Source organism: Paraburkholderia sp. A3BS-1L (assembly GCF_051125215.1).
GTDB lineage: Bacteria > Pseudomonadota > Gammaproteobacteria > Burkholderiales > Burkholderiaceae > Paraburkholderia.
In genome coordinates this window covers 957373-978776 of the sequence record NZ_CP120443.1, presented here as the reverse complement: position 1 = coordinate 978776, position 21404 = coordinate 957373, and the positions used below count along the sequence as shown (strand labels likewise).

The following is a 21404-nucleotide window of genomic DNA, read 5'->3' as shown; positions in this document are numbered from 1 at the left end:
TTCATGCAACCAACTGCGTTTTATCTCGGGCACGAAGGTGGTCGCCAATGACAGCTTCGCGCTCTGGATTGAGTGTGACGGCGGCGATCGGCGACCAGTCTCGAGTGCGACCTGACCAACGTGCCGGATGGCGTTCACGCGCCTGGAGGTATGTCTGATGACGCGCTTGCAGGATTGCCAGATCCTCACCAGCATGACGCTGCGCGGGTGTGATATAGCGAATGCCGCTGTGGCGATGCTCGAAGTTGTACCAGTGTACGAAGTCGTGGCCCCAGGCGCGGGCGTCATCAAGGTCGGCAAAGCCGCTCGCCGGGAATTCTGGGCGGTACTTGGCCGTCTTGAACAACGATTCCACGAAGGCGTTGTCGTCCGAGACGCGCGGGCGCGAGTACGACGGTTTCACGCCCAGCCAGTGCAGCATGGCCAGCACGGTGGTGGCCTTGAGTGTACTGCCGTTATCGCCGTGCAGGACCGGCTTGCTGAAGCGCGCATGAATACCCTCGGCGAGCGCGGTGCGCTTCACGAGATGGACGGCGTGTTCGGCATCGTCCCTGTCATGGATCTCCCAGCCGACGATCTTGCGGCTGTACAGATCGAGGATCAGGTAGAGGTAGAACCAGCGACCCTGCACCTGGGCCGGTAAATAGGTCATATCCCAGCACCAGACCTGGCCTGGCGCCGTGGCGACGTGTGTGGTCGGTGCCCGCGATGGCGCAGGCGCACGACTGCGACCGCGATGCCGGTTCTGGCCATGGGCGCGCAGAACTCGCTGGAAACTCGATTCGCTCGCGATATAGACATTCTCGTCGGCCAGCATCGGCACGATCCGCGCTGGTGGCAGCGCGGCGAAACGCGGCTCGTTGGCAACGGCCAGAATACGTTCACGCTCCTGCTCGCTCAGCGCGTGCGAAGGAGTCGGCCGTTCAGCACACGGCCGGCGGTCACCGATGACCAGGCCTTCGCGCGCTTTCCAGCGTTGCAGCGTACGAACAGTAATGCCCGCCACCTCGCAGGCCAGACGCAGGCGCGCCCCGGCTGCATGAGCGGACTCGACATGGCGGACCATCGTATGGCGATCTTCCAGGCCGATCATGCGTCCTCGTCCTTGTCCTTCGGGAAGATCGCTTCGAGCTTTTTTGAGAGCACCAGCAGCGCAGCAGCCTCGGCGAGAGCCTTCTCCTTGCGGCGCAGCTCGCGCTCGAGCTCCTTGATGCGCCGCCGGTCAGCCTTCGTCTCGCGATGGGTAGCGCGCGCATCCTCAGGCTCGGCCAACGCCTGCGTGGCCGCAGCGCGCCACTGCTCCAATTCATGGGGATACACGCCGTTCTCGCGACACCAGGCGCTCTTGCTGGTCTCATCCATCGAGGCGGTCGCCAGCACCGCCTCGAACCGGGCCGCCGCTGTCCAGGCCCGCTCGCGAGCGGGCCTGGACAGCGCATCCGCACGCCACCGCTCAAGCGTCGAAGTCGAGATGCTCAACTCGTGCGCCACCTCTTCCACCGACGCGCTCTCGGGCGGCAACAGCCGCGCTACAGCCTTGTCCTTGAATACCTGTCCGTATCTTGCCACTTCATCTTTCCGTTATCGCCCCACGGTTTCAGATTCTAACGAGGCGACAACCATTCTGACTCCGGGGGCTGGCCCGGCCGGCATCGTGTATGACGTAGTGAATGTCGGGAACGGTGACGCCTGTGTTGTGCGCGGCGGCTTCAATCGTTGCCTTCCACGCCTGCACCGTGCGAGTCGTTCCGGCCTTCGAGTCGAAATCGCTCGCGTTGCCGGTTGCAGCGCGTCCGATCCAGGCGAGCGGTTCGCGCTCCGTTTTGAAGTCGGGGCCAGTCAGAATCAGCAGCACCATGTTTTCGTTAAGCTGGCCGTCCTTCGGCGGGAAGCTCGGTGCGTCCCAGTTCATGACCCATACGCTTTTGTCCGGGTTGGTCTGGAGGTAATCGAGTGCGGCGTTCAGCGAGGTGAAGCCTGCGTTTGGGCCGCCGGGGGTTACCCGAACCTCAGGCGGCGTGCTGTCGCTCCAGAGTTTGGGGAAATATTTGTTTCCGATGTTGAATTCGCTGATGATCTGCTTTTGCAGATAGGTTTGGGCTTCAACCGGATCGAGCCGCGTGGGAATAGCGAACTCGACATGGATGCCGGCCAGTTCTCGCCAGTCTTTTTTGTTTTCAGGCTTGACCGTATAGAAGTATCCAGAATTCATTACGTAACGGGTTCCGAACAGAGGTAACAATGAGTCAACATACTTGTGATAAAAGCCCTTGAAAGTCTCTGTGCCATCGTTTCCATAGGCAATTCCAGCAACGTACTGGAGCGTCGAGTATTTTTGCGGGTTCGTCCGTACCATGTCGTCGTTCTTGTTCGGCTTCACCAGACCCAACATCCACAACAATTGCCATTCGGTCGGATAGTCGCGCCGTTGCAAGGGATTGAGCCATTGGACTCCAACGACCTGTGCACGGAAAGGCCGGGAAGACTCGCTGGTCGCGGCCGCGGCTTCTGCCGATGGCGTGGCGGTCTGCGCCGTCACTGGCATCAGCACCGTGCTCAGCACGAACGTTGCCCAGGCGACAAGACCCGGCAGCAGGAGCAGTCGTTTCATGAATTCTCCAGTATCGAGCGGTTCCAGGTTGTCATGCGCCATCCAAACCAGCATGACAACCGCTGACAGGAACAACGCGCAGAATGCAAGCGCCACGCGGCGCGGCCAGGTTGCAATCAGGGCGCTCACGCAACTCCCCCGATATTCAGATAGAAGCTGCCTTCTCGTTCATCCGCAATCTTTGCAGGCATTTTTGCTTCGTCATCCGTTTTCGCCCATATATCCAGTGACACGCCTCCGAGAAGGCCATTTTCGAAGTACTTCGAGTATTTCTTGTTCGGATTGTCGTCGCCCATTCCTATGCCAAGCCGCCAATCAGCTTCAAGACGAAGGGCCTTCATCTGCTCCGGCGACAGGTAACACAACCCGATCGCAACGTCATACGCAAGCGCCTTCTCCGCATGCATCGGATTCGTCATGATGGTCGAGTGATTGGTCGGATTGTTGTTCGCGCCCTTGTTCAGAATGCTGACGACCTGCGCATTGCGCCATTGCGTGTATCCCTCCGGGGCCGTGCTCTTGCCGTCCTCGCCAATCACGTTGCCGTTCCCGTCGATCCAATCCGGATTACGTTGGCGCAGCGCGCGCATGCGCAGAATGGCGTGATCCTCATAACGCTGTGCCGCTTCGCTGCCTTTGTCGCCGATGGCCTTCGCCCCTTTCTCGTAGTTGTCGTACGGATCGTCGGGTTTCGCATCGGTCTTCGCCGCGTCACGCGCCGCAGCGGGCGGGTCATGGCTTTCGTTGAAGTCGCTGTGCGCATTCGGACCGTCTTCGATTTCGCATTCCTTACCGTATCGCAACGCTTTCGGCGTGAACGGCTCGTCCAGCCTGGGCGCATCGGCCACGACTTTCCAGCCGGTCGGCGGGTCCGCGTTCACGCGCATCGCGTCGAGCGACGACGTCACCAGCGTCACGATGGACAGCAGCGGAGCCGTCATGGTCGTGGCAAACCATCCGACAGGGTTCTCATTGCCGCTCCACGCATCTGTCAATCCATATTTCGCGGGCGGCGACGGCGGATACCAGAAGCCGCTGGTCTTTCCTTTTCCGTGCCGCCAGTCGTCTTCCCAATAGCGATATTCCAGCGGCGTGTTCTTCAGGCTATACAGCCCCACCGGGAAGTGCGTCGCGAACACGCGCTGCGTCAGCACACCCTGCGCCCCCGTATCGGCAAGCTCCCGGCCCGCAAGTCCGCGCCAGCCGATGCCCTGCACCGTCGTGGCCGAGATCACCTGGTCGTGCGGGCAGCAGTACAGCGTGACGCGACCGTACGTGCTGTTGTTGACGCCGTGCGCCCCACGATCTTCCGCTGCCTTGTAGCGCTTCCCGCTGGTCGGCGATATGCGCTCGTTAGCCATGTCTTCATCGACCTTGTCGACGGGCATTTCGAATGCCCGTCGGGCACGGATGATATTGAAGAACTCCCGCAGCGTCTTCGTGCGCGCCTCGTAAGTTTCACGCCCCCGGTTGTCGCCCGCATCGCGAATCTTGCGCTGCGACCAGTTCTCCATCACCGTGCCCGTGTTCGAGACGCTGTACGGCGGATTCGCGAGCACGTAGGCATCGGCCACGCAGCGGCCGACGTTGCCCCATGGGTCGGTGACTTCCGGCAACTGATCGCCGAAAAATGCGGCCGTGAGGCCCACCATGTTTCCCTGGCTGTGGCAAACGATCGTGATTGGGACATTGGCCTGCGTCTGCCGGATCGACTGGATCAGCTTCGCTAGCCGCAGTGCGGCCAGCACGCCGTAGGCGCGTGGTGGCGTCCGGTACAGCGGGCGCTGCGTCGGGTTGAGGCCCTGGACGGTGATGAAGCCGAAGATGCGGTCGTCGATGCCCTCCTGCCACAGGTCCGGCAGACTCGAGCAGCCGTTGGCGAATGGACCGCCGCCCCAGTAACCCTGTTCGTTCAGGAAGATCTTGTCGCCGTACTCCTTCAGTTCGTCCTTGTTCGCCTTGTAGCCCCAGCGGAAATGAATCACGGGCGAGAACGACGCATCGGGTTTGATGTAGTTGCCGGCCCACAGGTCAGGATTGAGAAACCCATCGGGCGTCAAGCTCTCGGTGTAGTGTGCCGGACACATCTGCCCGCCGACCACGCCCCTGTACGCCATCTGGTCATCCAGACGCGCGAGCCGCCGGTTCAGCCCCTTGCACAGCCCTGCCTCGGCGGGTTCGAACCACTCGCCTTCGGAGTTCACGCCATGCACAAAGATAACGACACCGGGCAGCGGCTGCTGTTTTACGCAGATCAGTTCGCTAGTTAAATCGAAGACCAAAGGCCCCTGCCCCTGTCCGATCACGATGCGCGGCGGCTCGGTGGCAGGTGCTGCGGGTGGAATGGATGACGCCGTATCTGGATTCGGGAAAGAGTCGGTCATGCTCGAGCAAACTCTTCAGAATGGAAACCAGGTATTCTGCTCGACGAACTAATTCACGAATGATTCAAACGACTTGCTGTTGACAGGCAACAATTTTCCGCGTCGTTTGCCCATGTCGAAACAAGACGAGGGCCGCGAATATGTTGTGCCTGCAATCAAAATCGGCGGATGTTTTGGATCTACTGTAGCTATTCCGGGCGGCAATCAGTATTAGCGTCCCGGCACAATCTTCCCAATATGAATGAGAGGTTGGTCATGAAACATCAGAATGCCTGAACCTGCACTGATTCGTATCGCGGGCAAAAAAATTGCCGGAGGTCTGTGAACCATCCGGCCATTTTTTCGCTGTCATACCTTCAATTTAACCCCGCACGATCTCCCCATCGCGGCGACGCCACAAATCAAGCGGATTCTCATCAGCCAGCGCTTGCGGCAGCAGTTCAGCCGGGAAATCCTGATAGCACACCGGACGCAGGAAGCGATCGATCGACGTCGTCCCAACCGAAGTCGCGCGTGCATCCGAAGTCGCCGGGAACGGACCGCCGTGGACCATCGCGTGACACACCTCGACGCCAGTCGGGAAACCGTTGACCAGAATCCGCCCCGCCTTGCGTTCGAGTATCGTCACCAGCTTTTTCGCGCTCGCCACATCGGCGCTATCCATCTGCAGCGTCGCGGTCAGTTGACCGGCAAAGTGCTCGGCCACCTTCAGCAACTCCTGCTCGTCCTTGCAGCGAATAACCGTCGACACCGGGCCGAACACTTCGTCTTCCAGCGCCGGGGTCGACAAGAACGTCTGCGCGTCGGTCACGAACAGCGCCGCGCGCGCCTGGGTCGGACCAGTCGCGGCCACGCCACGCGCCACAGCCTCGACGCCCTTCGTCGCAGCGAGCTTGCCCTCGCCATCCTCATACGCGGCATGAATGCCCGAAGTCAGCATCGTCTGCGCCGGCTTCACAACCAGCGCCTCGGAAGCCGCAGCGACAAAGCGCTCCAACGCATCGCCTTCAATCGCAATCGCAAGCCCCGGGTTCGTGCAGAACTGCCCCGCTCCCAGCACGAGCGAGTCGACGAAACCACGCGCGATGCTCTCGCCGCGCGCTGCAAGCGCATTGGACATCAGGAACACGGGATTGATGCTGCTCATTTCCGCATAGACCGGAATCGGCTCGGGACGCGCCGCCGCCACACGCATGAGTGAGGTGCCGCCCGCACGCGAGCCCGTGAAGCCAACCGCCTTGATAGCCGGGTGCGCAACAAGCGCCTCGCCGACCGAGTTGCCCGCGCCGACAATCATCGAGAACACGCCTTCGGGCAGATCCATCTCCTGCGCGACGCGCTGGATCACCCGACCGACCAGTTCCGAAGTGCCAAGGTGCGCACGATGCGCCTTCACGACAACCGGGCAGCCCGCCGCGAGCGCCGCGGCGGTATCGCCGCCCGCCACCGAAAACGCGAGCGGAAAATTGCTCGCGCCAAACACGGCAACCGGGCCGAGCGCGATCTTCTGCATGCGCAGGTCCGAACGCGGCAGCGGCTTGCGCTCGGGCAGCGGCGAGTCGAGCGTGGCGCCGAGCCACTGGCCCGCGCGCACGACCTGCGCGAACAGCTTGAGCTGACCGGTGGTGCGGCCACGCTCGCCTTCCAGGCGCGCCTTCGGCAGGCCCGATTCGGCCTGGGCGCGCTCGATCAGTTCGTCGCCTAGCGCGGTGATGCCGTCGGCGATGCGCTCGAGGAACTCCGCGCGCACCGCGAGCGGCAGTTGGCGATAAGTGTCGAAAGCTGCGCGCGCCAGCTCGCACGCCTCATCGACATTGGCGACGGTGCCGCTGCCGAACACCGGCTCGGCAATCTCGGCACCCGTCGCGGGATTGAAGGCGCGCAGCGCTTGTTCTTCGCCGCGCACGGCTTGGCGGCCGACCAGCATCTCTCCGGTAACAGGCATTTGGGCTTTCCTCGAATGGCGTCTTTAGATATATGTCATCCTACAACATGTAGGAACTTGCACGCAACCGGGAGCACGCCTATCTGGCTGGGGATTCCGGGTTTACGTACCCATTACAAGCGAAGCCATCGTGTTACCCTGCCACTAGACATACGATGACCTATAACATCACAATAGACTGCGTTTTTTTGCAGCGGGTTTGCCGTCATCGTTGCCGGTTTTCAGATCCATCGCCATTCAGGAGACATCCGATGTCCACCGTCACGCCTTACCAGTCCCTGCCCAACCGCTTCCGCCAGGCGGTGCGCGGCGGTGCAACCCAGATCGGCTGCTGGGCGTCGCTGGGCAGCCCGATCGTCACCGAGCTGCTGGGCACGGTCGGCTTCGACTGGATCCTGCTGGACGCCGAGCACGCGCCCAACGACGTGCTCACGCTGATCCCCCAGCTGATGGCGCTCAAGGACAGCGGCAGCGCGCCGGTCGTGCGGCCGCCGGCCAACGACAGCGTCGTCATCAAGCGCTTTCTCGACAGCGGCTTCTCGAACTTCCTCGTGCCGTTCGTCGACAGCGCCGACGACGCCGCCCGCGCCGTCGCCTCGACGCGCTATCCGCCGCAGGGCATCCGCGGCGTGTCGGTCGGCCATCGCGGCAACCGCTACGGCACGCTCGCCGATTACTTCGCACTCGCAAACGACAACGTCTGCGTGATTGCGCAGATCGAAAGCCGCAAGGCGGTCGAGGCGATCGACAGGATTCTCGCGGTGGAAGGCATCGACGCGGTCTTCGTCGGCCCCTCCGATCTCGCGGCGTCGTACGGCCATCTCGGCAACGCGAATCACCCCGACGTGCAGCAGGCCATCGCGCACGTATTCGATCGCGCGCAGGCAGCGGGCAAAGCGAGCGGCACGCTCGCGACCGTGCAGGCGGACGCGGAGCATTATCTGTCGATGGGCGCGCGCGTGGTCGCGGTGTGCGCGGATCTCGGGCTGCTCAAGGGCGCCGCGCAAGCGGTTCAGAAACATTTCATGCAGAAGCGGGCGGGCGAAGCTTGAGCGCCGCCCGCATGACTCAGGAGCATTCGATGAAAAAAGCAGGTTTTATTGGACTCGGCATCATGGGCAAGCCCATGGCCGCCAATCTTCTGAAGCACGGCGTTGCGCTTGCCGCGTTCACGCGCAGCGGCGTGCCCGACGAGTTGACCCGGGCCGGCGCCGTGGCGTGCGACAGCCCGGCCGCGGTGGCCGCCCACGCCGACGTGATCTTCGTGATGGTGCCGGACACGCCGGACGTCGAGCGCGTGCTATTCGGCGAACAGGGGCTCGCGAGCGGACTGCACGCGGGCCAGATCGTCGTCGACATGAGCTCGATTTCGCCGATGGCGACGCGCGATTTCGCGGCGCGGGTGCGCGAGCGCGGCGCCGACTATCTCGACGCCCCGGTCTCGGGCGGCGAGGTAGGCGCGAAAGCCGGCTCGCTGACCATCATGGTGGGCGGCGAGCAAGCGACCTTCGACACCGTGAAGCCGCTGTTCGACATGATGGGCAAGAACGTCACGCTGATCGGCGCGGTGGGCGCGGGCCAGGTGTGCAAGGTCGCGAACCAGGTGATCGTCGCGGCGACCATCGAGGCGGTGGGCGAAGCGCTGCTGCTCGCCTCGAAGGCCGGCGTCGATCCGGCGCGCGTGCGCGAGGCGCTGATGGGCGGCTTCGCGTCGTCGCGCATTCTCGAAGTGCACGGCGAGCGCATGACGAAACGCGCCTTCGATCCGGGCTTCCGCATCGAGCTGCACCAGAAGGATTTGAACCTCGCGCTCTCGACGGCGCAGGCGCTCGGCGTATCGCTGCCGAATACCGCCACCTGCCAGGCGCTCTTTAACGCGTGCGTCGCGCACGGCGGCAAGGCGTGGGACCACTCGGCGATGGTGCGCGCGCTAGAACTGCTCGCGAATCACGAAATCGGGCAACAGGTGGCGTGATTTCGCCGCGCAGGCATGGTTCAAACCTCGATTCAAACCGCGATTCAAACCTCGATACCCAGCGCGACGATGCGCCGGTATGGCGTCGCGCGCGCCATGCCGATGCGCGCGGCGGCATTCGCCACATGGCCGTGCGCCGCGCGCAGCGCATTGGTCAGGAAGCGGCGCTCGAAATCCTGCATCGCTTCGTCGTACTGCTGCGCGCCGGCGCGATCGGGCACGGCGGCAATCGGTGCGCCCTTCGGCTCGTCGCGCTGATCGCCCGCTGCGCCGCGCGCGTCGTCTTCGGCCTCGATCTGGCCGCGCCCGTCACCGATGAAGCGCGCCAGCGAACGCGCATCGATCCGCTCGTTCTCCGACAGCAGCACCGCGCGTTCGAGCATATTGCGCAACTCGCGCACGTTGCCCGGCCAGCGATACGCGCACAGCACCGCGAGCGCATCGCGGTCGAGTTCGAGGCGCACGGCGCCGCTTTCCACCGACAGCTTGTCGAGGATCGCATACGCCATCGCCTCGATGTCGGCCAGTCGCTCGCGCAGCGGCGGCACGCGGATCGTCAGCACGTTGATGCGATAGTGGAGATCCGCGCGAAATCCGCCCTGCGCCACCAGTGCGGGCAGATCCGCCGAGGTCGCCGCGATGATGCGCACATCGGTGCGCACATCGGTGCGCACGATGCGGTTCGAGCCGAGCGGCTCGAATTCCTGGATTGGCGGCGTGGCGGCCTTTCTCTGCTCCGAGTCCGCGAACGAAATACGCGGCGCGGAGATCAAGGTCGACGGCGGATGGATCGCGCAGTGAAACCCGCATGAAATCTTTGCTGGAATCGGCAACCCGCTTGTTCCAGGGGGCTGTTCAGATTCATAACGGCCCTTCTGGCGGCCAGCCCCGAGATTAAATTGTAGAGTTTGGGGAACGTGCCTTGCCGGCCGCATTGCGGCGTCGCGCGTCGCTTGTTTGGCTCGGCCAAACGGCGCGCCGCGCTCCTTGCACTGCGGCCGGCAAGGCACGTTCGCAAGCCCGCTATGAATGTGAACAGCCCCAGGCTCCGATGATGCCGCGGCCCCATCAAGCCTGAGCGTCTTCTCGAAGCATTGCCCGTTGCCTGAACAACAATCATGGAGACATCGATGAGAGATACCCCGTTTGCAGTCCGACATAAATTCGCGCTGCTCGGCGCGGCACTGGCGCTAGCCGGCGCGGCGCTCGTGCCCGGCGCTCATGCAGACAATCAAGCCGGGGAACGCAACGGCGGCAACGGCGGCCACGCCGCGCTGAACCGGCTGCCGTCGTTCGTGGTGGCGGGCAGCCTGAAGTCGACGAGCTACGACGGCGTGAGCGACGATCTGCTCACGGCCGGTCTAGGCAAGACCGGTCTGGCGGGCGCGGCGCCGTCGATTGCGAACCCGGCGGCGCCAACCGCAGCGGAGTTGCGCCGGCTTGCCATCTGGTCGAACTACCGCGCGCTCGTCGACATGAGCGCAAACGGCGGCTATGGGCGCTTCTGGGGACCTAACGTGGACGTGTACGGCAACGACACGCTGGGCGAAGGGAAAATTGCCGGCACCGAATATCTCGCGTATGCCGACGACGGCTCGGGCCGGCAGAACGTCAGCCTCCTCGTTCAGGTGCCGGCAAGCTTCAACCCGACGAACCCCTGCATCGTGACGGCAACCTCGTCGGGCTCGCGCGGCGTGTACGGCGCGATCTCGGCAGCCGGCGAGTGGGGCCTCAAGCGCGGCTGCGCGGTGGCCTATACCGACAAGGGCTCGGGCAACGGCGCGCACGAACTGATGACCGGCACAGTCACGCTGATCGACGGTCTCCTTGCCGATGCCGCCACGGCCGGCCGCAACAGTCTCTTCACCGCGAACCTGCCCGCCGCTGCGCTGGCCGCGTACAACCAGCAATACCCGAATCGTTATGCGTTCAAGCACGCGCATTCGCAGCAGAATCCGGAAGCGGACTGGGGCAAGGACACGCTCGAGGCGGTGCAGTTTGCGTATTGGGTGCTGAACCAGCAGTTCGCGCCGCGCGCTGATGTGTCGAATGCAGCGACAAATGCAGCGCCGAACCACGGCGTGCGCTTCGCGCCAGGCGACATCACGACGATTGCGGCTTCGGTGAGCAACGGCGGCGGCGCATCGCTCGCGGCCGCCGAGCAGGACCCCGGAAAGTGGATTACGGCCGTGGTGGTCGGCGAACCGCAGATCAACGTGCGCATGCCCGGCAACGCCCAGGTCAGGGAAGGCGGCCAGCGCATCGCGGCGGCGGGCAAGCCGCTCGCCGACTACATGACGCTCGCCAACCTGCTGCAGCCGTGCGCCGCGCTCGCGGATAGCGCCGCTGGCGCGCCTTATCTCACCGCGCTGCCCGCCGCCACGACGGCGGCCATCCGCCAGGCGCGCTGCGCCTCGCTGGCGTCGGCGGGCTACGTGCACGGCAGCGACACGCATACGCAGGCAAACGATGCGCTCGCGCGTTTGCACGAAGCGGGCTATGAAGGCGATTCCGACCTGCTGCAAGCGCCCATGTGGGACTCGCAGGCCGTGCCGGCCGTGGCGGTGACTTACGCCAACGCGTACACGCGCTCGAGCGTGGTCGACAACCTGTGCGGTTTCAGCTTCGGCACGACCAGCGCATCGACGGGCGCAGCGGGCGTGCCGCCCGCGCTCTCGCCCATGTTGACCGTGTTCGGGCTCGGCAATGGCGTGCCGCCCACCAATGGCGTGAATCTCGTCTACAACGTCACGCCGCCGGGCGGGGCCGACCATCGGCTCGCCACCCCCGATGCCAGTTTTGCAGGCGCCGTATGCATGCGCGCGTTGTGGACCAACGGCGACCCGCGCATGCGCCAGAGCGTGCAGGCGATCAGCGTGAATGCGAATTTGCACGGCAAGCCCGCGATCATCGTTCAAGGCCGCAGCGACGCACTGGTGCCGATCAATCATGCGTCGCGCGCGTATCTCGCGGCCAATAGCGTGCGCGAAGGCTCGCGCAGCCAGTTATCGCTTTACGAGGTGATGAACGGACAGCACTTCGACGCGTTCCTGGGCGTGCCGGGTTTCGACAATCGTTACGTGCCGGTGCATTACTACAACATCGCAGCGCTCAATCTGATGTGGGATCACCTGAAGAACGGCACGCCGCTGCCGCCTTCGCAGGTCATCCGCACCCTGCCGCGCGGCGGCAACCCGGGCGCCGCGCCGGCGCTGGCGCTGACCAACCTGCCGGCGATCGTTGCGAATCCCGGCAGCAATGCGATCAGCGCGCGCGACGGGCTGGTGAACGTGCCGCATTGACCGCAGTTTCAGCCATCCTGAGCAAGTGCATGAAACAGTTCGTCTTCCTGTGCACAGTGCAGCCGGATGATCGCATCGAGCCCGTACAGCAGTCGCTGGGCTTCGCGCCGCCAGTCGGCGCCCGCGCAATCTTCGGACAGGTCCTTGGCCATGCGGTCCAGGGCCTGTGCGAGGCGAAATATTTCCCGATGCATCGCGCTCATGGTTGACAACGGGTCCTCGCCTTCGAGCAGTCCGGCGATTCGCGGATATAGATGGGTGTCGTCGCTCACCTCGTGCGGTACGAGTATCCGTCTCAGCGAGTCGTTGAGGTGCGCGAGCCGGTCCTTGACTGCCGCGGAGGACAAGCGCGGCAGCTCGTCGGCGAGCCGGCGTATCTGCTCCATCACCGGTTCGAGTTGCGCATGCTCGCCGCTCAGGCGCGCGACGTCGTCGGGCGCCAGCACGCCGGCCGCGCGTCGAGGCGCACCTCCCAGCGCCCGCAGCGCGTTCGCGATGGCCGCCACGTCGATCACCTCCTGAAGGATCGCGCCCGCCAGTGGCGGCAGGAAGCCGAGCGCGGCAACAATCATCGCGACCAGAGAAAGTCCCATGCCGACAAACACGCTTTCGATCGCAATGCGACGCGTCCGGCGAGCGACGCGGCGTGCGTCGACCAGCCGGTCGAGCCGGTCGACGAGCAGCACGACATCGGCCGCTTCGGACGATGCGGCGGCGCCGCGCGCGCCCATTGCAACGCCCACGTCGGCGGCCGCCAGTGCGGGCGCATCGTTCACGCCGTCGCCGACCATGATGACCGGGCCCTGCCGCTTGGCCTCCTGAATCGCAGCGAGCTTGCCGGCGGGCGTCTGGCCCGCCCGCACCGCATCGACTTGCAGGACGGCCCCCACGGTTTGGGCGACATCGGCGTGGTCGCCCGTCAACATCTCGATGCGCGCGATGCCTTCGCGCCGCAGCAAACGCAATGCGCGCGGCGTCTCCATGCGAATGCTGTCGGCCATCTGGATAGCGCCGGTCATGACGCCGTCCTCACTGACGAAGACCGACGATGCGCCTTCATAGGCAATGCGGCGAAGGAACCGGCCGGCCCACGGCGCGACGGCCGATGCCGAGCTCACGAAATCGAAGCTTCCTATCGCCACGGCGTGCCCGTCGATGTTGCCGCGCATCCCGGCTCCGGCCGTCTCGCGCACGTCGAGGGGCGCGCTCAGCAACAATTGGCGCGTGCGTGCCTCCGCCGCGAGCGCGTCGGAGATGGCGTGGTTCGAGGCCTGCGCCAGCGAAGCCGCCACACGCAGCACGCGCTCCGGCGTACCGCCGGGCCCCGTCTCGATAGCGACGACGCGCGCGGCGCCGCCGGTCAGCGTTCCGGTCTTGTCGAAGAAGAGCGTTTGCGCCGTTGCCAGCTGTTCGAGCGCGGCGCCGCCCTTGATCAGCACGCCGCGACGCGCACATCGCGAGATTCCCGAAACAATGGCGACCGGCACGGCGAGGATCAGGGGGCAAGGCGTGGCGACCACGAGCACGGCGAGCGCCCGCTCGATTTCGCCGGTGCCGATCCAGCTCCCCCCCGCCATCACGAGCGTGCAGGCGACGAACCACCAGGCGTAGCGGTCCGCGAGCCGCGCGGCCGGACTGCGGTCGCGCTGCGCCATTTCCACCATGCGCACGATGCCGGCAAAGGTGCTGTCCGCCGCTGTGGCCGACGCGATCATCTCGAACGTCGGCCCCGCATTGATCGCGCCGCTTCGCACCGCCGCGCCGGATTCGCGCGTGCACAGACGCGACTCTCCCGTCAGCGTCGACTCGTCGAGCTCGGCATTTCCAGCCAGCGTTCCGTCGACCGGCACGATGTCCGCGTGACGCACCATCAAGCGGTCGCCGACGCCAATCTGCTCCAGCGACACCCGGTTCCACTGTCCCGCTTCCAGCCGGGTCGCGTTTCGTGGCGCATGGCTCAGCAGCGCGGTCATTTCAGCGCGGGCGCGATTGTCCGCATAGGCCTCCAGGGCCCGGCCGCTCGCGAGCATCAGGGCGATCACCGCAGCGGTCAGCCATTCGCCCAGCAGCAGCGCGAAGGCGATGGCGAGCACCGAAAGCATGTCGACGCCGCCCTCGCGGCGACGCAACGCCCTGGCCGTCGAGACGCCGAGCGCCGCCAGAACCGGCAAAGCGCCGGCCATCCACGACAGGCGCGCGGCGTCGGGAAAACCGGCCCCATCGAGCGCAAGCCCGGCGAACAAGCCGGTCACGCACGCGGCAAGCCAGACAAAATTCAGCGAATGGATGACGTCCCGCATGGCCCGCTATGCGTCCTGTTTAGTCGAACTCGAATCATGCGCGCCCGGAACCGCACACGATTGATCTTCATCAATCGCGCAGACGGATTTGCGTTCACGGTAAGCGTGCCAGCCCTCACTACCGATCGAGACAGCGATGACGACTCCTTCAAACGACTCCAGCGCGCCCGCGTCCATTACGCCTGTTACGCCTGTTACGCGCATTCTGGTCGCCGTCGACGCGTCGCCCGCGTCGACGGCCGCGCTTCGCTATCTAGGCCAGCTGTTGCGCTCCGCATTGGGCCCTGCATCGCGCCCTGATGCTGCGGTGCGCATCGTGAGCGTCGCGGAGAACCCGCGATCCCTCGTGCCGCTCGGGACTTGGGCGGCCGAGCAGCTCGACGCCGCGAGAGACGAAATTCACCGCGACGCCGAAAAAGCCGCCCAGCTGGCGCTCGATGCATTGCATGGCTGCGGATTGCGCATCGACGCAGAGGTCGTCGATCTTTGCAAGGAAGGGGGCGATGTGGTGGACGCGATCGCCGCCGCCGCGTCGCGCTGGCCGGCCGACCTGGTCGTTCTCGGCACGAGCCACCATCGAGGCCTCATGCGCTGGGTGGAAGGCGAGGTTGCCGCGCCGTTCGCGCGTCTGCTCCGCTGGCCGGTTTTGCTCGTGCCCGCGGGCTACGAGGCGCCTGAGGACGAGGCTGCGTCGCGTATCCTGTTCGCGACCGATGGCAGCGATGCCTCTTTCACCGCCTTGCGGACGGCCACGGCGCTCGCCACGCCCGACGCGCACTGGTGTGCGATCTATGTGGTCGACCGGTTGCTGGCGCCGGGCACCGGATTTTTCGAACGCAAGCTGGAGGAAGCGCTGAGCGAAGCCGGTGGCGTGGCTGTCGCGAAAGCACGCGCCGACCTCGCTGCGTGCGGGCAGGAAGGATGGAACGTCGAAACCGCGATAGTCAAAACCGCGAATTCATTTGACGACGTCCCGCACACGCTCGATCGCGAGGCGAAGCGCTGGAATGCGCAACTGCTCGTGCTCGGCACGCACGGGCGGCGTGGCCTGACGCGCTGGCTGCTTGGCAGTGTCGCGGAGCGGGCCACGAGGCTCGCCTCCGTTCCCCTGCTGCTCGTGCCGCCGGCAATGGAGTGAGAGGGAGTGGGCGCCGCCCCCTTCGGGGCGGCGGGTCGCGCCAGGTAGCGGCCACAAAGCGACTACGAAGCGACTACGAAGCGACTACGAAGCGACTACGAAGCGGCCACAAAGCGGCCACAAAGCGGCGTCAAGCATCCAGCGCATCCGGGACGTCGACCAGCAGCAGCGGCGTGCGCGTGAGATGGGCGACCTGGCTGGCGACGCTGCCCACCACGAGACGCTTCAGCCCCTGGCTGCTGTGCATGCCCATGACCAGCAGATCCGCATGCCATTCGGCTGCCTCACGAACCAGGACGCGTGCAATGTCGTCGCTCGTTTCGGCGGCGCCGATGGTGGCCGTCGTCACGTTGATCGAGGCGCGCTCGAGGACCTGCCTGGCTGCGGCAAGCGCCTTCGCGCCGCGATCGAAGCCCATTGCACGGTGCTCGACCGGCCATACCGGGGCAGGCGCGGCAACGCATACCGCGCGCAAAAGCGAGTCCGGCGCCGCGAAGCGCAACCCATACATTGCGCAATGTCGCGCATCTTCCGCGGAGTCGACCGCGAAGAGCATCCGTGCCGGCCAATCACCTTCGCCGCCGTGCCAGCCATGCGGGACGATCATCAGCGGGCAGGGGCACAGCCGTGTCAATGCGCCGGAGACGCTTGCCTCGAGCCAGCGCAGCCACTGCCGGTGCTGCCGCGCCCCCACGACCACAAGCTCCGCGTGCCACGCCGCAGCAGCAGCGACGATGGCGTGTCCGATATCGGCGTCATGCCAGGACATCTCGATCGTCTGCGTGTCCGCGCGGATGCCGGCGTTCGCAAAAAAGTCCGCCGCGTCCGCGAGCGCATCCCTTGCATCGTGCCTGCTCCGCCTCGCCCGCACCCGGCCGTTGCGCGACGGCTCCGCAACCGGTATGGCCGCATCGCCGGGCAGCAAAGCCGACGCTTCGCCCGGCGCCACGTTGACGACGCGCACCACGCTATCGATTGGCGCCACGTCGCGAACAAATCTCAGCACGTCGCGCGAAACGTCTGATGTATCTATGGCGACGAACATTCTGAGCGGCACGCGTGCGTTCATTGTCGAATTCGCCCCATGACTCCGCACGGCCCGCAAGCGGGTCACCGCGCCTTTCGGCACAGGATGATCACACCGCATTCGTCAGGATCCTCGAGGCGGATAACCGTTTCCGCACCGCCACGCGCCGGCACCTGCACCGTCTGCGTCACGCTTTGCGACCGAAGATGAACTTCGATCTCGTAGCGGCCCGCGGGCACGCGGACGAACAGGAATGGCCCGCGCGTACGCACGCGCAGCAGGCGATGATGCGGTTCGGTCCAGATGCTCACGTCGACATCGGACAGGTAAGAGCCCGTTTTCGTCGCGAAGGTCATGCGCAGGTTGTATTGGCTCGCCTGCGCCCTGAACGCCTCGACTTCGGTTTGCCCGATGCCGCCCGTGATGTAGGGAACGCCGTTTCGCCCGGCGGGCATATGGGCCGTCTGCGCGTCACCTGCCCCGGCAAAGACGCAAAGTCCGGCAATGAAAACGATGGCGGGGAGGCGGAATAGAGCAGACATGACGGGCACCCATTGACGTAATCCTGGCGACGGCGTGTCTAGCGCCGCGCGGCATCGATGAAGCAAGAATAGGAGTGGGCGGCAAACGGCCGTTGATACAGATCAATCGCGCCAGACCCTCGCGACGTAAGCTGCATCCCACGGTAACCGTCAAAGTTCTCTTCCTGTCACACAGCAGAGGCCCGCCATGAACAATCTTTCGTTATCCAGAACAATAGGAAAAGCCAGCATTGCGCTGCTAATCGGTCTCGGCGTCTCCCTGTCGTTCGCCGACGAACGCAACGCCCCGAACAACGCCAACACTGCCAACAGCGCCAGCTACGGTCCGGGCATGATGGGCGAGTACGACGGCAGCTACATGGGCCCCGGCATGATGGGCTTTGGCATGCCAGGACGAGGCATGATGGGCGGCGGCATGATGGGCGGTTACGGTTGCGGCCCGGGTTACGGCAGCGCAATGGGCGGTCTCGACCTCTCCCGCGATCAACGCAGCCGCATCAACGCGATCGTCGATCAAACGCGCAAGGCGCATTGGGTGCTGATGGGCAAGATGCTCGACCAGCAGGCCAGCCTCCGCGATTTGTATATCGCGCCCACGCGCGACCAGAACGCGATCGACCGGAGTTATAAGACTTTGCGCGACTTGCGCCAGCAGATGTACACCACATCGATCGATGCGCGTAAGCGGATCGAAGCCGTTCTGACCCCCGGACAGCGGGACAAGTTGCGCGAGGACTGGCGCGAAGGCGGGCCGATGGTCTGGTAGCGGAAAAAGGAAACACCCCAAGCCCATCTGCCAGGAGGCATCATGGCGACGCTGGCGATTCTTTTCGCCGTGGTCCTGCTGATCAACCTGATGCCCGCGTTCGCACCGCCTACGTGGATGGCCATGTCATGGATCGGGTTCAACGTTCCGGAAGGCAGCGCCTTGCAGTTCGCCATCGTCGCCGCGAGCGCGGCGACCATCGGGCGGCTCGTATTGGCAAACTGCGCGCGATGGCTGGTGCGCGGAAAACTGATGCGAGACGCCGACCGGCAGAATATCGACGTGATCAAGGCCTGGCTCGAAAAGCACAACACCACGACGGTCAGCGCGTTTTTTCTTTATGCCTTGAGCCCGTTCCCTTCGAACTATCTTTTCATCGCCTATGGACTATCGGGTTTGCCGCTCAGGAACATCGGCGTCGCATTCTTCATCGGCCGCACGGTCAGCTATACGGTGTGGGCTCGACTCGGAAAACTCGCATCCACCTATGTCGATCCGGAATTCGAGCTCGAAGGCGGCTATTTCAGCGTCTGGTTCGTGATCACGCAGCTCGCGCTGCTCGGTTTCGTCTACCTGCTCATGAAGATCGACTGGAAAATGCTGATCGAGCAACGCAAGCTCGCGTGGCGACGCTCGCTCAAACGGCCCGATGACGCAGGGCGCGGCCACACCACAGACTCCTGATCGGGCCACCGTGACCGAGGCATGCAGCGGGAGAATCGGCCGGACCGGCACGTCCTTAAGCCTGCGTTAACCTTGCCTCCCCTACGCTTGCCGCTTCCACACTCAAGGAACGACAACGAACATGTCCGGGTTTCCGCTTTCCCTTCGCGCCAGCGTGCTGCTGTGCGCTGCGCTTCTTGCCGCCCCGTCGTTCGCACAGGCGGGCGAGATCAAGGCGCTGATGAAAGACATGAAGCTGGCCATGCAGGGCGCGATGGCCAGCACCACGATGCCGGAGCTAAGCGGCTATGTGGCCCGACTCGAACGCGACGCGCAGCAAGCGAGTCGTCAGACTTATCGCGACGACCAGCGCACGTACGACGAAGGCATGCACGCGTTGCAGCAACAGTTGGCCGAGGTGGATCAGGCCATCCGTGTGAACGATATGAATGGCGCGAAGAAAGCGCTGCACCAGATCAACAACACACGGAAGCATTATCACCACCTGCTCAGCTGACCGATTCGCACGTTCATTCGAAAATCGAACACCGCCCATGGAAAAATTCTCGCGATATCCCCTCTCGGTCAGCCTGCTGCACTGGCTGCTCGCCGTTGCGCTGACCGGCAATCTCGTCATCGGCTGGCTGCTCGACGACCGGGAGGAACTGGTCACCCTGCACAAGTCGATCGGCATTGCGATCCTGGGCCTCGTCCTGATTCGCCTGGCGAACCGTGTACGTGTGCGGGGCCGGGTGCCGGAATCGGTCAACCGGGCGGGCACGCCGGCACATTTTGTGGAAACGGCCGTGCATCGTTTGTTCTACGCATTGATGCTGGCCATACCGCTGATCGGGTGGATGAAGACCAATGCGGCGGGACACGCCGCCAGTTGCTTCGGACTCTTTTCGCTGCCTGCGCTGATACCGAAAAACCGCGAACTCTCGCATCTGCTCGGGCAACTGCACTCGCTGACGGCCTACGGGCTGGCTGCGTTGATCGGCCTGCACGTGGCCGGGGTCCTGGCACATCGGGTTTTCAAGGCGCGAAATATCCTTCCACGCATGCTTCCCCTGCCTCTGCGGAGGCCGGACCGTCAGGCGCATGCCCCTGAATAGTCGAATGCTGCTGGTTGAAATAACGCACGCAGCGGCACGTCTGGCCTTTCACTGAAACCCGCGGCCAACTCCATGGCGGCTTTCAGACGAAGCCCCCCCGGATTGCTGACAACCCCACGTTTTTCGGAGCGTGGGGTTTTTGCTTTTGGTCCAGGCGCGCGCGCAGCGCTTGATGCATATCAATCGTGACGGCATGGAAGCAAGCAAATCTGTGTGTCGGGACGGATGTTTTCCTTGGGTGGCGGTCATGCGCGGCGCTCGAGCCACGGCGCGCGCGCTCGAGGGCACGCATCCGGTTTTCACACCACGGAGAAAGCACCATGCAACGCATCGGTCGAAGTGGAATGCTTGCTGGCGTAGCGGCACTCGCCATCGGCGCGGCATCGATATGCACGGCAGCCGCCGACGAAACCATCGCGCCGGCGGCGCCCGCCGACGCGGTCTCGGGCGCCAGTGTCAGGCATGCGAATGCGGTTGTCTTTGCCATCGATACCGGGCGCAACAGCATCACGCTGCTCGAAGACAACGGCCAACCGGTGGACGTGATCGTCGACCGCCGCCTCGGCGACGTCGCCAGGCTGCAGCTCGGCGACACCGTTGCCGTCACGTTCAGCAAGGCCTTGCTGCTGCGCGCCGACAAGTCCAATTCGGACGGGATACGCAAACGCATCGATAAAGGCTTCACGTCGGGCGTGCCGCTCGGTTCGTCGCTGTCGCTGTACCGGGTCGAGGAGGTGGCGACCGTCGTGCAGGTCGACCCCGGCAAGCACGAGCTCACCGTGCGCGGCCCCACGCGCACGATGACCTTGCAGGCAACGGCGAATAGCCTGATAGACGGGCTCAAGCCGGGCGACAGCGTGAAGGTCGACTACGTCGAGGCAACCGCCGTCCAGATCACGCGAAACGGCATGCCGCTGCGCTAGGCCGGTCCCGCATCAATTGACGTGAATCAAGAGCGGCCAGGCACCCAGCCAGACAATGAATGCTCTCTTCAAGGAGGATTCACCATGAATGACGAAACGACCAAGCTGCCCGTGAAAAAGCCGGAAGAAAGCGCACAGCGGCCCGCGGTGTTCCAGGCGTGGCACCCGGTCGAAAACCTGCGCCGCGAGATCGATCGTCTCTTCGACGATTTCGACCGCGGTTTCAGCCTCCAGCCGCCGCGCCGCGCTTTCCTCGGCATCGAGCCGTTCTGGCGCCGCGAACGCGCGTTCGCGGCCGCGCCGGCGGTGGACATTGCAGAAACCGACAAGGCGTATGAGATCGTGGCCGAGTTGCCCGGCCTCGACGAGAACGACATCGAAGTGAAGCTCGCCAACGGCGGCCTCACGATCAAGGGCAAGAAGCAGGAAGAGAAGGAGGAAAAGAAAAAGGATTACTACCTCCACGAGCGCCGCTTTGGCGCGTTCGAGCGCTACTTCCAGATGCCGGAAGGCGTCGATCGCGAAAAAATCGAAGCGAGCTTCAAGAAAGGCGTGCTGACCGTGACGCTGCCCAAAACCGCGGAAGCGCGCAAAGCCGAAAAAAAGATTCCGGTGAAGGCGGCCTGACGCAAGGCTGGAGCCGAAGCCACGCTCGCCCCGGCTCATGCGGGCGGCGTGGCTCGGGAAGCGCGCCATGCGGAGAATGAAAGTGA

At 64.4% G+C, this 21404-nt stretch carries 16 protein-coding genes and 2 pseudogenes; 10 read left to right on the top strand and 8 right to left on the bottom strand.

What is annotated here, in order from left to right; translation table 11 throughout:
- Position 1: 1 nt before the first annotated feature.
- The 4 genes and pseudogenes from P5W99_RS19605 to P5W99_RS19590 all read right to left on the bottom strand — a co-directional run bounded on the left by P5W99_RS19605 (position 2) and on the right by P5W99_RS19590 (position 6940).
- Positions 2 to 1569 (bottom strand): IS3 family transposase gene (locus tag P5W99_RS19605; protein ID WP_434664357.1). Its coding sequence is split into 2 segments (ribosomal slippage): positions 2 to 1140 and positions 1140 to 1569, totalling 1569 coding nucleotides; the frame shifts between segments, so codons are not numbered across the junction.
- A gap of 67 nt (positions 1570 to 1636) precedes the next feature.
- A pseudogene (locus P5W99_RS19600) lies at positions 1637 to 2728 on the bottom strand (virulence factor); the annotation flags it as partial.
- Positions 2729 to 2736: 8 nt separating this feature from the next.
- Positions 2737 to 4995 (bottom strand): T6SS effector phospholipase Tle3 domain-containing protein, encoded by a 2259-nt coding sequence (locus tag P5W99_RS19595; RefSeq protein WP_434664355.1) that lies wholly within the window; start codon positions 4993 to 4995, stop codon positions 2737 to 2739.
- 361 nt (positions 4996 to 5356) lie between these two features.
- The gene (locus P5W99_RS19590) at positions 5357 to 6940 is read right to left on the bottom strand and encodes an aldehyde dehydrogenase (NADP(+)) (protein WP_434664353.1); all 1584 of its coding nucleotides are present in this window, start codon (positions 6938 to 6940) and stop codon (positions 5357 to 5359) included.
- 251 nt (positions 6941 to 7191) lie between these two features.
- On the opposite strand from P5W99_RS19590, the gene garL reads away from it, so the two are divergent.
- Positions 7192 to 7992, top strand: a complete 801-nt coding sequence (gene garL, locus P5W99_RS19585) for a 2-dehydro-3-deoxyglucarate aldolase (protein ID WP_421026789.1) — start codon at positions 7192 to 7194, stop codon at positions 7990 to 7992.
- An 11-nt stretch (positions 7993 to 8003) separates the two neighbouring features.
- Complete coding sequence (locus tag P5W99_RS19580) at positions 8004 to 8915, top strand: 2-hydroxy-3-oxopropionate reductase (RefSeq protein WP_421026788.1); 912 nt, start codon at positions 8004 to 8006, stop codon at positions 8913 to 8915.
- 44 nt (positions 8916 to 8959) lie between these two features.
- Here P5W99_RS19580 and P5W99_RS19575 read toward each other — a convergent pair.
- Positions 8960 to 9622, bottom strand: a pseudogene (locus P5W99_RS19575) (sigma 54-interacting transcriptional regulator); the annotation flags it as partial.
- A 423-nt stretch (positions 9623 to 10045) separates the two neighbouring features.
- Here P5W99_RS19575 and P5W99_RS19570 point away from each other — a divergent pair.
- Positions 10046 to 12217, top strand: a complete 2172-nt coding sequence (locus P5W99_RS19570) for a D-(-)-3-hydroxybutyrate oligomer hydrolase (protein ID WP_434664351.1) — start codon at positions 10046 to 10048, stop codon at positions 12215 to 12217.
- Positions 12218 to 12225: 8 nt separating this feature from the next.
- On the opposite strand, the gene P5W99_RS19565 is transcribed toward P5W99_RS19570, so the two are convergent.
- Positions 12226 to 14517 carry a heavy metal translocating P-type ATPase gene (locus P5W99_RS19565; protein ID WP_434664349.1) on the bottom strand — a complete coding sequence of 764 codons (2292 nt, stop codon included), beginning with the start codon at positions 14515 to 14517 and terminating at the stop codon, positions 12226 to 12228.
- A 136-nt stretch (positions 14518 to 14653) separates the two neighbouring features.
- On the opposite strand from P5W99_RS19565, the gene P5W99_RS19560 reads away from it, so the two are divergent.
- Entirely contained in the window at positions 14654 to 15655 is a 1002-nt protein-coding gene (locus P5W99_RS19560) for a universal stress protein (RefSeq protein WP_421026785.1), read from the top strand.
- Between the two features lie 130 nt (positions 15656 to 15785).
- Here P5W99_RS19560 and P5W99_RS19555 read toward each other — a convergent pair whose 3' ends face one another.
- Positions 15786 to 16700, bottom strand: a complete 915-nt coding sequence (locus P5W99_RS19555) for a universal stress protein (protein WP_421027088.1) — start codon at positions 16698 to 16700, stop codon at positions 15786 to 15788.
- A gap of 65 nt (positions 16701 to 16765) precedes the next feature.
- Positions 16766 to 17224 (bottom strand): carboxypeptidase regulatory-like domain-containing protein, encoded by a 459-nt coding sequence (locus P5W99_RS19550; protein WP_421026784.1) that lies wholly within the window; start codon positions 17222 to 17224, stop codon positions 16766 to 16768.
- Between the two features lie 187 nt (positions 17225 to 17411).
- Here P5W99_RS19550 and P5W99_RS19545 point away from each other — a divergent pair, with 187 nt between their 5' ends.
- The 6 genes from P5W99_RS19545 to P5W99_RS19520 all read left to right on the top strand — a co-directional run bounded on the left by P5W99_RS19545 (position 17412) and on the right by P5W99_RS19520 (position 21318).
- Positions 17412 to 17990 (top strand): Spy/CpxP family protein refolding chaperone, encoded by a 579-nt coding sequence (locus P5W99_RS19545; RefSeq protein WP_421026783.1) that lies wholly within the window; start codon positions 17412 to 17414, stop codon positions 17988 to 17990.
- Between the two features lie 42 nt (positions 17991 to 18032).
- Positions 18033 to 18674 (top strand): hypothetical protein, encoded by a 642-nt coding sequence (locus P5W99_RS19540; RefSeq protein ID WP_421026782.1) that lies wholly within the window; start codon positions 18033 to 18035, stop codon positions 18672 to 18674.
- A gap of 121 nt (positions 18675 to 18795) precedes the next feature.
- Entirely contained in the window at positions 18796 to 19170 is a 375-nt protein-coding gene (locus tag P5W99_RS19535; protein WP_421026781.1) for a cytochrome b562, read from the top strand.
- A gap of 37 nt (positions 19171 to 19207) precedes the next feature.
- On the top strand, positions 19208 to 19768 hold the full coding sequence (locus P5W99_RS19530) for a cytochrome b (RefSeq protein WP_421026780.1): 561 nt from the start codon (positions 19208 to 19210) through the stop codon (positions 19766 to 19768).
- A gap of 320 nt (positions 19769 to 20088) precedes the next feature.
- Complete coding sequence (locus P5W99_RS19525; protein ID WP_421026779.1) at positions 20089 to 20691, top strand: hypothetical protein; 603 nt, start codon at positions 20089 to 20091, stop codon at positions 20689 to 20691.
- 84 nt (positions 20692 to 20775) lie between these two features.
- Positions 20776 to 21318: an Hsp20/alpha crystallin family protein gene (locus tag P5W99_RS19520; RefSeq protein WP_421026778.1), complete on the top strand. Its 543-nt coding sequence runs from the start codon at positions 20776 to 20778 to the stop codon at positions 21316 to 21318.
- Positions 21319 to 21404 lie beyond the last annotated feature (86 nt).